This is a genomic window from Blautia segnis, from assembly GCF_014287535.1.
Taxonomy (GTDB): domain Bacteria; phylum Bacillota; class Clostridia; order Lachnospirales; family Lachnospiraceae; genus Blautia_A; species Blautia_A acetigignens.
Window position 1 is genome coordinate 1 of the sequence record NZ_JACOOT010000028.1, and the last position, 14,363, is coordinate 14,363.

The 14,363-nt window shown below is 44.8% G+C and carries 18 protein-coding genes and 1 pseudogene; 9 read left to right on the plus strand and 10 right to left on the minus strand.

Annotation, left to right across the window (positions count from 1 at the left end; translation table 11 throughout):
- Window positions 1-706 precede the first annotated feature (706 nt).
- The 10 genes from H8S54_RS12025 to H8S54_RS12070 all read right to left on the minus strand — a co-directional run bounded on the left by H8S54_RS12025 (window position 707) and on the right by H8S54_RS12070 (window position 9,323).
- Entirely contained in the window at window positions 707-2,101 is a 1,395-nt protein-coding gene (locus H8S54_RS12025; protein ID WP_178105389.1) for a site-specific integrase, read from the minus strand.
- Between the two features lie 20 nt (window positions 2,102-2,121).
- On the minus strand, window positions 2,122-2,328 hold the full coding sequence (locus H8S54_RS12030; RefSeq protein WP_005541444.1) for a helix-turn-helix domain-containing protein: 207 nt from the start codon (window positions 2,326-2,328) through the stop codon (window positions 2,122-2,124).
- 522 nt (window positions 2,329-2,850) lie between these two features.
- Window positions 2,851-3,090 carry a helix-turn-helix domain-containing protein gene (locus H8S54_RS12035; RefSeq protein WP_117854918.1) on the minus strand — a complete coding sequence of 80 codons (240 nt, stop codon included), beginning with the start codon at window positions 3,088-3,090 and terminating at the stop codon, window positions 2,851-2,853.
- Window positions 3,075-3,509 carry a sigma-70 family RNA polymerase sigma factor gene (locus tag H8S54_RS12040; RefSeq protein ID WP_117854915.1) on the minus strand — a complete coding sequence of 145 codons (435 nt, stop codon included), beginning with the start codon at window positions 3,507-3,509 and terminating at the stop codon, window positions 3,075-3,077. The genes H8S54_RS12035 and H8S54_RS12040 overlap by 16 nt, the downstream gene beginning before the upstream one ends.
- A gap of 497 nt (window positions 3,510-4,006) precedes the next feature.
- Entirely contained in the window at window positions 4,007-4,684 is a 678-nt protein-coding gene (locus tag H8S54_RS12045) for an ABC transporter ATP-binding protein (RefSeq protein ID WP_186901573.1), read from the minus strand.
- 11 nt (window positions 4,685-4,695) lie between these two features.
- A complete protein-coding gene (locus tag H8S54_RS12050) occupies window positions 4,696-6,195 on the minus strand; it encodes a hypothetical protein (protein WP_186901565.1) in 1,500 nt (499 codons plus the stop codon).
- 9 nt (window positions 6,196-6,204) lie between these two features.
- Window positions 6,205-6,960 carry a hypothetical protein gene (locus H8S54_RS12055; protein WP_186901566.1) on the minus strand — a complete coding sequence of 252 codons (756 nt, stop codon included), beginning with the start codon at window positions 6,958-6,960 and terminating at the stop codon, window positions 6,205-6,207.
- Between the two features lie 134 nt (window positions 6,961-7,094).
- Window positions 7,095-8,417, minus strand: a complete 1,323-nt coding sequence (locus tag H8S54_RS12060) for a sensor histidine kinase (protein ID WP_243176806.1) — start codon at window positions 8,415-8,417, stop codon at window positions 7,095-7,097.
- The gene (locus tag H8S54_RS12065; RefSeq protein WP_186901568.1) at window positions 8,414-9,133 is read right to left on the minus strand and encodes a LytR/AlgR family response regulator transcription factor; all 720 of its coding nucleotides are present in this window, start codon (window positions 9,131-9,133) and stop codon (window positions 8,414-8,416) included. The genes H8S54_RS12060 and H8S54_RS12065 overlap by 4 nt, the downstream gene beginning before the upstream one ends.
- 1 nt (window position 9,134) lies before the next feature.
- The gene (locus H8S54_RS12070) at window positions 9,135-9,323 is read right to left on the minus strand and encodes a helix-turn-helix domain-containing protein (protein WP_117855004.1); all 189 of its coding nucleotides are present in this window, start codon (window positions 9,321-9,323) and stop codon (window positions 9,135-9,137) included.
- 158 nt (window positions 9,324-9,481) lie between these two features.
- Between H8S54_RS12070 and H8S54_RS12075 the strand changes: the two genes are divergently transcribed.
- The 9 genes and pseudogenes from H8S54_RS12075 to H8S54_RS12115 all read left to right on the plus strand — a co-directional run bounded on the left by H8S54_RS12075 (window position 9,482) and on the right by H8S54_RS12115 (window position 14,282).
- Window positions 9,482-9,838, plus strand: a complete 357-nt coding sequence (locus H8S54_RS12075) for a helix-turn-helix transcriptional regulator (protein WP_117854903.1) — start codon at window positions 9,482-9,484, stop codon at window positions 9,836-9,838.
- A gap of 251 nt (window positions 9,839-10,089) precedes the next feature.
- Window positions 10,090-10,419 (plus strand): MobC family plasmid mobilization relaxosome protein, encoded by a 330-nt coding sequence (locus tag H8S54_RS12080; protein ID WP_117854901.1) that lies wholly within the window; start codon window positions 10,090-10,092, stop codon window positions 10,417-10,419.
- A pseudogene (locus H8S54_RS12085) lies at window positions 10,380-10,733 on the plus strand (relaxase/mobilization nuclease domain-containing protein); the annotation flags it as partial. The gene H8S54_RS12080 and the pseudogene H8S54_RS12085, both read left to right, overlap by 40 nt.
- Before the next feature lie 101 nt (window positions 10,734-10,834).
- Window positions 10,835-11,266 (plus strand): radical SAM mobile pair system MarR family transcriptional regulator, encoded by a 432-nt coding sequence (locus H8S54_RS12090; RefSeq protein WP_117854898.1) that lies wholly within the window; start codon window positions 10,835-10,837, stop codon window positions 11,264-11,266.
- A complete protein-coding gene (locus tag H8S54_RS12095; protein WP_186901569.1) occupies window positions 11,263-11,952 on the plus strand; it encodes a radical SAM mobile pair protein A in 690 nt (229 codons plus the stop codon). The genes H8S54_RS12090 and H8S54_RS12095 overlap by 4 nt, the downstream gene beginning before the upstream one ends.
- Window positions 11,940-12,848, plus strand: coding sequence for a radical SAM mobile pair protein B (locus H8S54_RS12100; RefSeq protein WP_186901570.1), 909 nt, complete (start codon window positions 11,940-11,942; stop codon window positions 12,846-12,848). Before H8S54_RS12095 ends, H8S54_RS12100 begins: the two co-directional genes overlap by 13 nt.
- Window positions 12,814-13,056: a hypothetical protein gene (locus H8S54_RS12105; protein WP_186901571.1), complete on the plus strand. Its 243-nt coding sequence runs from the start codon at window positions 12,814-12,816 to the stop codon at window positions 13,054-13,056. Before H8S54_RS12100 ends, H8S54_RS12105 begins: the two co-directional genes overlap by 35 nt.
- Window positions 13,057-13,117: 61 nt before the next feature.
- Complete coding sequence (locus H8S54_RS12110) at window positions 13,118-13,804, plus strand: tyrosine-type recombinase/integrase (protein ID WP_186901572.1); 687 nt, start codon at window positions 13,118-13,120, stop codon at window positions 13,802-13,804.
- A gap of 10 nt (window positions 13,805-13,814) precedes the next feature.
- Window positions 13,815-14,282, plus strand: coding sequence for a hypothetical protein (locus H8S54_RS12115; protein WP_243176808.1), 468 nt, complete (start codon window positions 13,815-13,817; stop codon window positions 14,280-14,282).
- Window positions 14,283-14,363: the final 81 nt, after the last annotated feature.

A 14,363-nucleotide genomic window follows, 5' to 3' on the forward strand; every position in this document is an offset into this window, starting at 1 on the left:
ATGTGCAAAGCTGGTAAATAATGGTTTGTTAATTCCAATCATTGTAAAGACAAGAGTCCGATCTTATCGGTTAAGTGATTTTTCAAAGACAAATGCGAAAAAGATTTTGAAAAAAATATCGTAATAAAATATAAAATTTGCCAGTCAAAAACGCATGGACAAACCGTCTCGTATGCGTTATATTATTTATAGACAAGAAAATATCTTGTGCTTTCGATAGGAAGTTTAATTGAATACTGTTTACCATGATCGAACGTACGAAGCATGGTGGTCATATAACAGATGTCGATGGTAATATCAAGGCATTCCCCAATTATTAGCTAGAGCAAACAATCAGCTAACTTTCAGAGCTTTACAGAGCTTGACAGAGGGGGTATTCAGAATAACTCAAATTGAATCGGAAACAGTTTTTAATAGTGTCCCATATGGGTTTACCTTACCTCAGATTGACAGAGAGTGACAATAGGTTGGAGCTCTCCTAAGCGTGGGGTCGGAGGTTCAAATCCTCTCTGGGACGTCAGAAAGCACCGCTGCAAGCCTTTTTTCGGGGTTTGCAGCGTTTTTTGTTCCTCCTTCTCCCGGTAATTTCACTTCCGTTACCGGGAGATTTTTATGCGCCGCATGATGTATATTTGCTAATTGGACTCGAACGCTTTTCAGAAATTTGCTAAGAAAATTCTATGTTTTGCTAATTCGATTTTTCGGATCACTTTGCCGGGGCTTGCGCCGCTATCAGGGCTGCGAGCGCACTTGCCAGCTCCGGCGACTTTTGAAGCTGCTCCACAAGGCTTTCAAGGTCCAGGGTCGCAGGCTCCGATTTTGTCGATTCCTCCGGCGGACGGACGTTGCGAAGATCAGGCTTGGTATAGAAGGCAGTCTCGAATTTCTGAGCATTGACCTTTCTATCCTCGTCCAGAATGTGAGCATAGATACTGGTTATCATGTCAATCTCGTCATGGCCTGTATCGCCCTGGGTGGCTTTCAGATCGCCGTGGTTGAGTTTCAGTTTGTAGGTGGTACTGGAATGACGGAGAGAATGAAAGACCACCTTCGGCAGCCCTGCGTCCTCACGGAGCTTTGCAAACTCTTTGAGGATGATCCGATCCTCGCAGGGCCGTCCATTGGGAAGTGCCACCACCAGATCGAAATCCTGATACTCGTCGCCCAGGAAGCCTTTCAGCTCGTCCTGGGACTTCTTCCATTCCCGCAGGATGTAAGCCAGCGTTTTCGGCAGCCACACCTTACGGATACTGGAATTGGTTTTCGGCTTTTTCAGAACAATTCTTGTGCTGGTGTTCGGCATGAGCGGAGTGAAGATGTAATAGATATCCTTCTCACCCAGTGTTTCAATCGCCCGTTTGGAAGCCCGTGTCAGCTCCTTGTCGATGTAGACATAGGCGTTATCCGCCGCAATATCTTCATCGGAAATATGGACGTTCTCCCAGGTCAGCCCCAGGATTTCACCCATACGCAGAGAGCAGGCAAAGGAAAGGTTCATTGCTACATAGAGCTTGCTGTCCGTGCATTTGTCCAGGGCAAGACGGATCATATCCGCTGTCCAGATATCCCGTTTCGCATACTCCGTTTTCGGGAGGATCACATTGTCAAAGGGATTTCTTGCAATGATTTCCCAGCGTACCGCCTGCTTAAACGCACACCGCAGGAGCTTGATGATCTTTTCAATGGTCTTGTCGCTGACATAGGTGGTAACGGCCTTTCGGGTTTTGGTGGACACTGACTTGGTTTTCTGCAAGGTCTGGATATAACCGTCAACCGCACGGGGAGTAACCGCCTGTACCTCCATATCACCGATGATCGGATTGATATAGTTCGCAATCAGCGCTGTTTGGCTGTCATACATAGACACACCCCATTTCTTTTCTCCGTAAAGAGATACGAAGTCATAAAGGAACTCGGTGATTGTCTGATTGCTTGGCGGGAGAAAAGTTCCCGTGTGCTGCTGATTTTCGATTTCCGCCTTGCGCTTCAAGGCCTCTTTGTGGGTATGCCAGGTTTCCCACTTCTGTTTGGTTTCTCCGTTTTCATCCACATAGTTGTAAACAACGGAATAGTTTTTCTTTCGCTTGATAATAGATGCCATATCGTTCTTCCTTTCTTGGATCACAGGTCGAGGGAGTCAAGCCACTCGTCAAATGACCGCTTGGAAATGCGTATGGCGTTACCAATTCGCACGATTTTGAAGTGCCCTTCTTTTACAAGGATATATGCGGAAGTTCTTCCGATGCCCAGAATTTGAGCAATATCGTCAACCGTATACGTCCTTCTTTCAGGGGTTTCTTTCTTCGTGCCGTTCCATGTTTGAGACATGAGAACCCCCTTTCAGTTATGAAAAGGAACAACACGAATATGTGTGGGTAATATAACTTCCACTATTATTTTACCGTGCTGTTCCGTGTTTGTCTGCTGCTAATTGAAAAGTTTACGATCTATCCATAAACTTTCAAAAAAGAAAAGTAGGCTTACGGACGGCTGTTGGCACAGCTCCATGGGAGTCTAACCCCGGCCCATGCTGATGGGTGCGGCGCACGATGCTTTGTGGGCGTTCAATGCGCGAGTATCTTTAACCCTGCCCGTGTGTCATCGCCCGCAAGCTGCCACGCTTGCTTTGCGGTCTGGTGTTGTTCGCTCGCCCGTTACAGTGGTCCCGTCCTGCGGACTTGAAACGAGGTCATGGCGCACCGGCCGTATGGCTCGGCACAAACAGGAATGCATCCGTTTGCCTTATGCTGCACAGATAGCCTCCCATCTGACTTTCTTTGTCAAAGAGCATGGAATTTCAATGCCGAACCGTTGGAGCAAGGAAAGGGAGAAAAACTTGCCTCGCAGGTTTTAGACCGGCAGCACCTCAAAGCCCGTCACGATGCTGTGGATCAGCTTCGTTTCCAGCCTAAGCCGCATATCTTCATCGGCATACAGGTATGTATTCCCGTATTCGTCCTTCAGCGGCCTGGTGGCAAGAGCCCGGATGTACTTCTGATAGTGAGCGACCACGGCGGCAAGGGCGTCCTCGTCGCCGTTCACGGCTGCCAGGATCACAGGCACCGGGATAGATTTCACTTGTCCGGCCATTCAAATCCCTCCTTCATCAGATATTCGCGCAATTCTTTCAGCGTAGTAAGGCGCCGCTTTGATACGGTCTGATGGACGATATTCAGCTTGTCGCTGATCTCACGGTCCGTCATCCCCAGAAAGTAGGACAGCAGGATCACATCCCGCTTGCCCTCCGGCAGCTGCGCCAGAGCGTCGGCCAGAAGATTGCCGGTCACAACGACCGGGAGGCCCTGCATGTCCAAGACATGCTCGTCCAAGAAGTGCTTGTCCCATACGGCGGTCTGCTCCAGCTCGAAAGCTGTCAGCTCGCCCAGGGATTTTTCCTGATCCCGGAGCCGGGTATATTCACGCTGGATATACCCGGCCTCATTCTTCAAAACCTTGACACAGAAGGCGCCAAACTGATTCTGAATACGCTGCTCATAGGAGTCTTTCATTTTCTCACCTCCCTTCGCGCCCACAGGTGCGGGGTGGTGACTTCCTCCCTTTCGCCTCAGTAATGCAAGGCTTGCGATTTTGGCAACCGCAGAGGGAAGAAAGTTTTTATGAAAGGCTTCACTACATGGCGAAGGCTTACATAAACAGCAAAAAACGCCTGTCTGCAAAACGCAGACAGGCGCAGAGGAATTATAAAATCTATTTACATGATTTTTATGTTCATACTCATGCCTAGAATACCCCCATGGAGGATATGAGCTTTTTTTGACCGTAAAATATTAGGCAGATTGTTGAAGGCAAAATGAACACGGCAATATTACCTCCTATTGGCTACCGTGTCCCTGTAGGTCGTCATTGGTTTGTGCAAGCGCAAAGAAACGGCGGCTCTGAAATTCAAAGCCGCCGTTTCTTATAGGCGTGTTGATAGGACTGCTGGACGACGACTTTTTTTCTTTGCCGCCGTCCGGCAGCTACCTTTCTTATTGCTTTTAACGGGTTATTCCATCTCTCTATAGCGGGCAGCAATTTCCTCCGTAATCGGAATTAGTCTGCAATCTTCAATCGAGTACACCTGATCGCATAGCTGTTCAATGTCTTTGAAATGGTGTGAAGTCAGAAAAATGGTCTTGCCTTCCGCTTTCAGCATACGGATGATGGCCTTTACATCCTCATAGGTTTTGTAGTCCAATGCGTTAAAAGGCTCATCCAAAATCAGAATATCCTGCCCCTCCATAATTGCCTGTGCAATCCCCAGTTTCTGCTTCATACCAAGAGAATAATTGTCTACTTTCGTTTTATTATCAGGGTCAAGCCCCACTTTGCCCATGGCCTGTCGGATTTCTTTTTCTCCAATTTTCCCTTGAATGTCCGCAAGAAATTTCAGATTTTGAAAACCACTGTAAATGCCAATAAAACTGGGGGAATTGATAAATACTCCCAAACTTTCGGGGAAGTCGCGGCCATTTTTACCAAGCTGTTTTCCGCGCACATAAACACTGCCCTGATCAGGCTTCTCGAAACCGCATAAAATCTTGAACAGCACCGACTTTCCGCTGCCGTTAGCGCCAACCAAACCAACAGCTGTTCCCTGTTCTATGGACAGTGAAACGTCTTGAAGAATTGCCTTGCCACCAAAACTTTTTGATACATTTCTTACTTCAATATATGAACTCATATTCTGTCCTCCTAATTCAATATTTTCTTGTAGCCCCACATAAGGATTCCTGCAATCATCAGCGTTAAAATAGCGGCCTCTATACCAAAGGCGGACACAGCGGAAATTCCAATTCCCGGTTCCACAACAGAAATTCTTGTCAGGCTGGAAAGGCCAAAGGGCGAATAAGCCACCCAATTCCCCGGAATAATACAGAGCAGATTTCCCGCCACTAACACAAGGAAACCGATTGTAACCTGTCTTGTGGCAATGTAGATGCCGAGCATAATCAGATATTGCGCCAATATATCAAGGCACTTCATTAAAACCGCATAGAGCATAAGCCTGAAAGAAACGATTGTTAATCCAGTGCTGAATAGGGATGCCCCTATAAGGCCAGCCATAAGCCAAAAGAATGCATATATTATGAGAAATTTTGTACTGACTGATAAGATCCCCTTCACTAAATGTCTAAGGCTTTTTGCACGCACAGAAATAAAAATAGATTGTCCGTTGACCGTATGTTCCACAAAAGCTGCCAGCAGGTATAGCGGTACACCGCTGGTAATAAGCATTTCCAGAAATGGGAACACCTGAAAATATCCTGTTCCGTGTCCCGCAAACAGCGAATATATCCATTCTACGCCTGATATGGCGGCACCATTACCCATCGCCTTGTAAATCGAAACTCCCAACACAACACCTAAAAGAATCAGCAGATTGCGAGGGATCATGAGCGCGTGAAAATAGTAGCCAGCTATATCACGGCGGGACAACGGTATATGCGGCAACTGCCCCCGCCACGCAAACCGAATAGATATAGCAATTATCAAAACAAGGAGCAGCAAGGTACAGGCGGTTATCTCAAAACGATGGGGCACGACCAAATTGTGGTGTAAAATCAGCAAATGATTAAAACTCGTCAGCGGAATATTTTGAATTGCCGGAAGCTTGATCCACACAGCCGAGAGGACATAAAGAACGATTACAATTCGAATCGTCCACTTCCTCCCAGTGAAATGTCCAATCCACATACAGATTCCAAATATCAGCCAACTTCCAATAAGCTGATAGAGGGTAAAACAGACAAACGCCTGCAAGGGACTGGCAAAAAGCTGTTCCAGAGTGGAAAATAACTCGGCTTCCGTTGCACCCGCAGCAAGGTTCCATTCGTTGCCTAAAGGTAATCCTATACCAGACAGAAGAATTGCCCCAGTTTGAACAGCCGTCAGAATGACTGCAATTAAACCGACCCCAATCCATTTTTTCAGAAAATAAGAATGGTAACTTTGAAACCGTAAGATTACTGGCTCTCCGTCGTCATCAATAAAGGAAAAGCAGCTTAACAGTACAATCGGCAGCACAAAATAGGTCAGATAGTAATGGTCTGATACCGCCGACAAGATGTGCCGCTCGTATGTAATACCTCCGTTTAACCTCCCGCTGATGGAAAAAAGTATACATCCGGCAAATAGGGCAAGCGACTTTCCATATCCCCACAAACGGAGATTTTTTCTGATAAGCGCAATCATAACGGACTCCTAAATGGTTACGATAGCATTTTTCTTAGAAAGGAGAAACGCTGTCAGGCCAATCACAATGCTTAAAACGATTGGGCCAAAGAGGAAAGAGGAGATCGATACGACCTTTGGATCGACTGTTGTGGGATCAAAAGCTACGACCAGCCGCAGTCTCTCCAAGCGGAGAATCGCCAGAACGAAGTTTTCTAAAATGGAATACATAAACGGCCCGGTAAGGATCACAAAAATGTTCTTGCAGTATAAAGCGAGGACAAAACCGAAGGTCATTACAAAAAGGCTGACGATGCCTCTCCAAAGGGACAGGGCAACTGCATATAACAGCGAGGTCTTTATAAACGCGTTTTCAAATACATGGCGAAACGGGTTTTCAACGAAAGGAACCACGGGCGTTTTTACATAGAGGGCAAACACCGCCGATAGTATATAAGGGATTACAATAATACAAAGGGTTCCCAGTGCATACGCAATCCATTTGGCAGTCAGGTACTTCTTAATTTTCACTCGCGGCATGACATAGAGCAGGAAGTTGTTTTTGCGCTCGTAATACAAATTCCAGCATAGCGGCACCACAACAAACAGCGGATAAAGCAGAGAAAACAGCTCTGTTCCAACTTCCCATGCCTCTAAATCGTAGTGTAGTGTATAGTTTTGATAAATTGTGCAGGACAACACACTCATGGCGATTGCCAGAAGAACTGTTGTCAATAGCACCGGCAGAAAAACTTTTTTCCATTCATTTCTCACAAGGCCTATCATATTCATTCATCCCTTTCTTTGTTTTTTCCAGTATATCGAACTCTTTCAGGCGCTTCAATAGCCCGGAAACAAGAGAGGGTTTTAAGGGAACAAGATAAATTTCGTTCCCTTAAAACCCTCGTTCATACCCTTTTTTATGGCATGAGTACGCCAAAGACAACATAATTTTCATTCAAAATGGATTCGTTACGGGTCAGGATTTTTCCATGATACCGTTCCGTCATGCGTAGGATGTTATACAGGCCAAAGCCGTGGCCGTCCCGATTTGCCTTTGTAGTTACACCTTTTCCAAACAAGGCCATAAATTCAGTATTTGACAGCAGCGGAGCCGGATTGGAAACTGTCAACTCCAGAAAGTCCCCCTGTTTCTTACTGGATAAAAAAACCGTACTTCCTTTCGGTGAAGCCTCGATTGCATTGTCCAATAAAATTCCAATGGCCTCGATCCATTCTGTTTCCGGGGTAACAGTTTTCTTGAAAAGACCATGTAAAGATAATTCTATGTGACGATTTGCCGCTTCTGCCTGTTTTATTTTCCCAAACAGCATCCCGGCAATCATTTTGCTGTCGCATGAGAGCAGTTCCCGGTCATTAAGACTGATTCCAATGCTTCCCGTGAGAGCCGTCACTTCTTTCCGGGCTTCTTCTATAGTATCAGCAGAGGTAACGACAGCTTCAATCGCCATCATCCGGTTATTAAATTCATGCTGTCTTGCCCTAACCTGTGAGATCAATTCTTCTACAATAGGCACATACTGCTCAATCATGTGGATTCGCTTTTGCTCCTGCATTCGACGCTGATGTAGGAACAGCAATATACTGTCCAGCAGCAGTACCGCAAGGATCAGAATTATAATCACCCACAGATGGGAAAGAATTCTATCCACATCAAAAGAGAGGATAGAAAGCACTGCCATGAGAAGGACAGCGATATTGGCAGATACGATCAGAACTGTGAAATCGCTTCTTTGGACGAGCTGATGGATCAAGCCGAAAAGTGGCGTGAACTCCAGTACGACTATAAGGCACAACGCCGCTATACGGCTGCCCAACAGGAGTAAAATATCCGTAGCTCCGCAGACAGCAAAAAGAACCGCGCACAGGCATTTGACGAACAGGAAAATGGAGAAGGCCGCCATTGTGCCGCAGAAAACCGTTCCGCTGGATTTGGAGCCGAAGAAAATACTGCTCAACAACAATACTGCAAAAATCAAAAACAGCAATCCAACAATATTGTCTGCTGGTAGTATTTCAAAGCCTTCACTGCGGAAAGATGCCGTCATATTTGCTCCGACAGAAAAATCCACTCTCGGTACAACACAAAGAACAAGAAGAATGGGAAAAATGAAAAAATCTTTTGCCTTTATTTCTGATTTTTGCCGGAAAACGGCTTCACAGCAGAGAGCCAGTATTCCCACATCCAATCCTAACTGTATCAGATTCATTAGAAAGTTCATGTTTTCCCCCATAATTCGGCCTGATATTTATTTCCGATGGGGATTGTATCTGTAAATCCTTTCAGAAAAATCTTCCGCTCGGATTTGTCAATTTTCTCAATATGGGATTTGTTCACGACATAACTCTTATGGCACTGAACAAATGCTGGATCATCAAGCAACGCCAATAAACCAGACAAAGTGTACCCGGAAATCGTATCTTCTTTGATGCTGGACAGACGGCTACTGGTATGGATCACAAGTTTTTTTCCAAAGGCTTCGATATAGGCAATATCCTGTGTAACATATTCTAAGATAAATTGCTTTTGCTCAATCTGAATGGTTTTTGCTTGTTGGCTCATCTGTTTAGACAATCCCAACGCGTCACGAAATGCCGTTACAAATTCTTCTTCGCTAAATGGCTTTACAAGAAAACTGTAACACTTCACATCTCGATAAGCTGAAAGTTCTTCTCCTGCCAATGCCGTTTCAAAAATAATCGGCGTATATTTATATTCCGGCAATTCGCGGAGCTGCTTTGCTAAGCTGGTTCCTTTATAGTCCTCTAACTGAATATCAAGGATAAAAAGGGAAACATCGTTCGCTTTTGCATATTGCAAGGCTTCTCCGGCCTCGGAAACAGAATGTACCTCAAGATCGGCAGATATATTGTCAATATAACGCACAATTTTCTTTACTGCACTTGTATTATCTTCTACTAATAGCACCTTACTCATGTTACAATTTCTCGCCGCCTTTGTTTTGTTTTTGCCGTTTATCTACTGGCTTATCTGCTACCTTTGGTATAAGCCACATATAACCGATTTTTGAAATGCCAGGTATGCGGTCATCCTCACAAAGCCGCTGTACCCGCCTTTCAGAAATGCCCCACTTTTTCGCTGCTTCGGGACAGGACATATACTCCATCTTCATCCGCCCTTTCTCTAAACTCTATCAGTATAATTATATACGAAAATCCGTATAATATCAAAGCTAAAATATGAATTATTTTAGCTAATAACGGGAACTATAAAGACATATCCAGAAAGAAAGGTGAACTGTAAAATGTAGTTTGGTGAATGAATATGGCAAAGAGACCAGTACAAAAAATTGACTTTAGCCCTTATGGGGCAGCAATAAAAGCAGCACGGACGGGGCAAAAAGAGTCCCGCAACAAAGTGGGGGACGAGATGTATCTTTCTCCCCGCTATCTCGCCAATATTGAGAACAAGGGGCAACATCCGAGCCTCCAAATCTTTTTTGAGCTCATGTCCCGCTATCACATCTCCGTGGATCAACTTCTCTTTGGGGATACGGCAGATGGGAAATCCACGGCGCGCTGGCAGCTTGACATCCTGGCAGATGAATTGACCGATCGGGAGATCGGGATCATCATTGCCACCGTACAGGCCGTGTTGGGCGCCAGAGAAAAGGGGGAGTAACCATGCTCCCAGCACAACTGAATAGGAACTGATGGACGCTATGAACGGATAAAGTTTGTAGCGTTTTTTCTTTGCATTTTGGTAGCCAAAGTGAAGGTTTTGGTATTACTTAGGTACGAAAAAAGAAACGATAGCAAGCACAGCAAGCGAGTACCCGCTTGCGAATTTTGAGATTTTCAGGTCCCTTACCCGAAAATTCAAAATTGCTTGTTGGGATAGTCACAAACCCTTATGAGGAACGGAGGCGGCGCATGGCGAACCGGAAACGGAATATTCAGATGAAGTTTTATGTCACGGAGGAAGAAAAACGCCTCATTGACAAGAAGATGGCCCAGCTCCCCACCCGGCGCTATGGCGCCTACCTGCGGAAGATGGCGATTGACGGATATATCATCTACACCGACACCACGGAGATCAAAGCGTTTACCTCGGAACTTTCCGCCATCGGCCGGAATATCAACCAGATTGCCAAGCGGATCAATGCCGGAGGCCCTGCGTATCAGGCCGACATGGAGGAGATACGGGAAAGGCTGGATGAGATATGGCAGTTACAAAGACGCATCCTATCAAGTCAACGCTGAAAGCGGCCATTGACTATATCTGCAACCCAGAAAAGACGGATGGAAAGCTGCTTGTATCCGCCCATGGCTGCGCCGCCGAAACCGCGGATATCGAATTTTCCTGGACCCGCCGCCACGCCATCGACAAGGGAACGAACCTGGGCCGCCACCTGATCCAAGCCTTTCAACCTGGGGAGGTCACTCCGGAGCAGGCCCATGAGATCGGCATGGAGCTTGCAAAAGAAATCCTGGGCGGCAAGTATGAGTTTGTGCTTACCACCCATATAGACAAAGAACATGTTCATAACCACCTGATTTTTAATGCGGTTGAGGTGCAAATCGGTATTTACTTCTACTTAGACATACAAACTGTTGACAGTAAAACTCCTATATAGTATTATTTGATAATATACTATATAGGAGTTTTTGTGCGAAAATGAATGGCGGATTTCTTGTTACCAAAATAAAACAACTTGGAGATCGAATCTTTGAGAAGATTCTCAGCGAAAAGAATATTGATGCGTTTAACGGAGCCCAAGGGCGTATTCTTTATGTACTGTGGCAGGAAGATGGAATCTCAATCAGGTCACTCTCGATTAAATGTGGATTAGCGATAACTTCTCTTACTACGATGCTGGAAAGAATGGAAAATCAAGGGCTGATAAGACGTGTTCAGTCTGAAACGGACAAAAGGAAAACACTCCTGTTTCTGACTGAAAAAGCACATGCCTTAAAGGACAAATACGATACTGTATCTGATAAAATGGGCAGTATTTACTACAAAGGTTTTTCGGAGGAAGAAATTACCCAGTTTGAGGAATGCCTCGACCGTATCAGAAAGAATCTTGAGGAGTGGCAGAAATCATGAGTATTTGTATCAAAGATCAGATTCAAAACATGAATATCGTCATCGGATGTACAGTGGGGTGTGCATATTGCTATGCCCGCAATAATGTGAAACGCTGGCATATGATTGATGACTTTGCTGACCCTGAATTCTTTCCGGGTAAGCTCAAGATGATGGAAAAGAAACGTCCGCAGAACTTTCTTCTTACCGGCATGAGCGATCTTTCCGGCTGGAAGTCAGAATGGAGAGACGAGGTATTTGAAAAAATCCGTGAAAATCCACAGCATCAGTTCCTGTTCCTTACAAAGCGACCAGATCTGCTGGATTTTGATACAGATTTGGAAAACGCATGGTTTGGTGTTACGGTGACGAGAAAAGCAGAACTGTGGCGTATTGACGCACTACGGGAAAATGTCAGAGCAAAACACTATCATGTTACCTTTGAGCCGCTATTCGACAATCCAGGTTCAGTTGATCTTTCCGGGATCAACTGGATCGTTGTCGGCACCATGACCGGAGCTCAGAGTAGGAAGATTCATACGGAGCCGGAATGGGCATGGTCTCTGGCGGACCAGGCACATAAGCTCGGCATTCCGGTGTTTATGAAGGAAGATCTTGTCCCTATCATAGGGGATGAAAATATGATTCAGGAAATGCCGGAAGAATTTAATAAAGTGTTAGAGGTACAGAAATCATGGAAGAAGTAATGAATGGAATCCTCATTCGTGAGGTGGAAACAAAGAACATCATGACTAAGTCTAGTCTGCCGGTAGGCGGTTACTCGGTCAATCCCTATGTGGGCTGTACACATGCCTGCAAGTATTGCTATGCTTCTTTTATGAAGCGCTTTACCGGGCACAAGGAGGAATGGGGCACTTTCCTTGATGTGAAGCATTGGCCAGAAATTAAAAATCCGAAGAAATATGCCGGACAGCGGGTGGTCATCGGTTCTGTGACAGATGGCTACAATCCACAGGAGGAGCAATTCGGGAATACCAGAAAACTTCTGGAGCAGCTGATCGGCAGTGACGCAGATATTCTGATCTGCACAAAGTCGGATCTTGTGGTACGGGATATTGATCTGTTGAAGAAGCTTGGACGTGTAACCGTTTCATGGTCGATCAACACACTAGATGAAAATTTCAAGAACGATATGGATTCTGCTTCGAGCATTGAGCACCGTATCGCTGCTATGAAGCAGGTATATGAGGCAGGTATCCGTACAGTCTGTTTCGTATCCCCGGTATTCCCCGGTATCACGGATTTTGAAGCAATCTTTGAGCGGGTAAAGGATCAGTGCGATCTGTTCTGGCTCGAAAATCTCAATCTTCGAGGCGGTTTCAAAAAGATAATTATGGATTATATCGCCGGAAAATATCCTGATCTTGTACCACTTTACGACGAGATCTATAACAAGCATAACCGCAGCTACTTTGAAGCACTTGAAGTAAAAGCTGAGAAAATGGCTAAGAAGTATGATTGTGCCTTTGTGGATAATGAAATGCCTTATGGCAGAGTCCCGCAGGGACATCCGGTGATCGTAGATTATTTCTATCATGAGGAAATCCATGGGACAGAGAATACCGGAAAAAGAAATCGCTAACTTCAAGTTGAACAAAATCGCTGCGCGATGGCCTGCCAAGGCTGTGGCGCAGTTTTTCTATAACTTAATAAAAAGCAGTGGAAACCAAGTCCTACAAGTAGTATTGTTAAGTCACCACAACCAACAATCAAACAGGATCGACATCCCCACTGCCTATGATAAGAATACCATTGAGCTGCCTTTCTGGCAAGCAGTTTTATTATGCTAATGCTCCTCCATGTAAGCAGTGTTTATACATTTACGATTTACTTTACATGGAGGATTTTATTATGTACGAAGAAATTTTTAATCAGATTCGATTTGCTGCGAATAAACGGAATCTCAAGGATTCCACGATTCATGCATACTGTACCAGTGTTGCTCATTTTTTGAATCACACAGCCAAAGATATAGATGCATTAACAACTGACGATGTTGATATATTCCTAACTGAAAAGAAACTTTCTGGGATTTCACCAGAAACATACAATCACTACCATTCAGGAATCCGCTTCTTTTACAAAAAAGTATTGAAGATGAATTGGGATGATGATGACATACCTCGTATGAAAAGGGACAGAAAGTTACCAACGGTGCTTACAAAAGCAGAAATATCAGCTATTCTTGATGCTACACCAAATCTGAAGCATAAAGCTATGATCGCTACTATGTATTCAGGTGGACTTCGTGTTTCAGAAGTCACACACCTTCATTATGATGATATTTCACGCACGAACAAAACCATACACATCCGCGATGGAAAAAGCCGATCTGACCGTTATACTTTGCTTGCAGACCGGACGCTTGAAATATTGACAGAATACTGGTTTCAATGTGGCAGGCCAAGAGGGATTCTGTTCCCAAGTTCATGGACAGGGGATTATCTTACAAAAGATAGTGTCATTCAGTTTTTTCGTGAAAGCGCCGAAAGAGCAGGCATTCAAAAACACGTCTCCACACATTGTTTGTGGTTGTGAGAAGTACCAGATGTCCCTTGATGGAATGCGAGAAACTCATGACTGGTTCAGAAAGCCGGGAAGTTTTGATCTGACGATTGAAAAAATCGGATGTCTGAACAGAGCAGGAATAAAAAGTGTAATTATGAGTACGGTATCCAAAACAAATATGGATGAGATACCGGATATTATTGATGAAGTTGTAAAAGCGAAAGTAAAGGTTTTTGCATTTTCCCGCTATGTGCCTACAGGTGGTGAAGTTGACACAAGCATGACACCGGAAGAATACAGAAAACTTCTGGAAGTCTGTGATGCAAAGTACAAGGCATATGAAAAGGCTGGATGCGAGACCTATTTTAATAAAAAGGATCATTTGTGGACGTTGTATGAATATGAAACGGGACAGTTTAAGCTTCCCAAGAGTACAGAGGCAGGAATGATCTATGGTGGCTGTAACTGTGGAGACAGTTGTTCTTTTGTCCCAACAAAAACCAGATGACACGATAGAGATCGACTTAGACCTGGACGAGCTGGATGCCACCAGTGCCGAGTTGAAAGCAACCTATCAGGAAATCAAAGA

Coding starts and splice junctions, on each gene's coding strand:
- H8S54_RS12060 (WP_243176806.1), bottom strand. CDS start 8,417: ATGAACTTTCTAATGAATCTGATACAGTTAGGATTGGATGTGGGAATA.
- H8S54_RS12100 (WP_186901570.1), top strand. CDS start 11,940: ATGGAAGAAGTAATGAATGGAATCCTCATTCGTGAGGTGGAAACAAAG.
- H8S54_RS12050 (WP_186901565.1), bottom strand. CDS start 6,195: ATGATTGCGCTTATCAGAAAAAATCTCCGTTTGTGGGGATATGGAAAG.
- H8S54_RS12095 (WP_186901569.1), top strand. CDS start 11,263: ATGAGTATTTGTATCAAAGATCAGATTCAAAACATGAATATCGTCATC.
- H8S54_RS12045 (WP_186901573.1), bottom strand. CDS start 4,684: ATGAGTTCATATATTGAAGTAAGAAATGTATCAAAAAGTTTTGGTGGC.
- H8S54_RS12080 (WP_117854901.1), top strand. CDS start 10,090: ATGGCGAACCGGAAACGGAATATTCAGATGAAGTTTTATGTCACGGAG.
- H8S54_RS12030 (WP_005541444.1), bottom strand. CDS start 2,328: ATGTCTCAAACATGGAACGGCACGAAGAAAGAAACCCCTGAAAGAAGG.
- H8S54_RS12075 (WP_117854903.1), top strand. CDS start 9,482: ATGGCAAAGAGACCAGTACAAAAAATTGACTTTAGCCCTTATGGGGCA.
- H8S54_RS12090 (WP_117854898.1), top strand. CDS start 10,835: ATGAATGGCGGATTTCTTGTTACCAAAATAAAACAACTTGGAGATCGA.
- H8S54_RS12070 (WP_117855004.1), bottom strand. CDS start 9,323: ATGGAGTATATGTCCTGTCCCGAAGCAGCGAAAAAGTGGGGCATTTCT.
- H8S54_RS12105 (WP_186901571.1), top strand. CDS start 12,814: ATGGGACAGAGAATACCGGAAAAAGAAATCGCTAACTTCAAGTTGAAC.
- H8S54_RS12025 (WP_178105389.1), bottom strand. CDS start 2,101: ATGGCATCTATTATCAAGCGAAAGAAAAACTATTCCGTTGTTTACAAC.
- H8S54_RS12055 (WP_186901566.1), bottom strand. CDS start 6,960: ATGATAGGCCTTGTGAGAAATGAATGGAAAAAAGTTTTTCTGCCGGTG.
- H8S54_RS12040 (WP_117854915.1), bottom strand. CDS start 3,509: ATGAAAGACTCCTATGAGCAGCGTATTCAGAATCAGTTTGGCGCCTTC.
- H8S54_RS12110 (WP_186901572.1), top strand. CDS start 13,118: ATGTACGAAGAAATTTTTAATCAGATTCGATTTGCTGCGAATAAACGG.
- H8S54_RS12065 (WP_186901568.1), bottom strand. CDS start 9,133: ATGAGTAAGGTGCTATTAGTAGAAGATAATACAAGTGCAGTAAAGAAA.
- H8S54_RS12035 (WP_117854918.1), bottom strand. CDS start 3,090: ATGGCCGGACAAGTGAAATCTATCCCGGTGCCTGTGATCCTGGCAGCC.
- H8S54_RS12115 (WP_243176808.1), top strand. CDS start 13,815: ATGTCCCTTGATGGAATGCGAGAAACTCATGACTGGTTCAGAAAGCCG.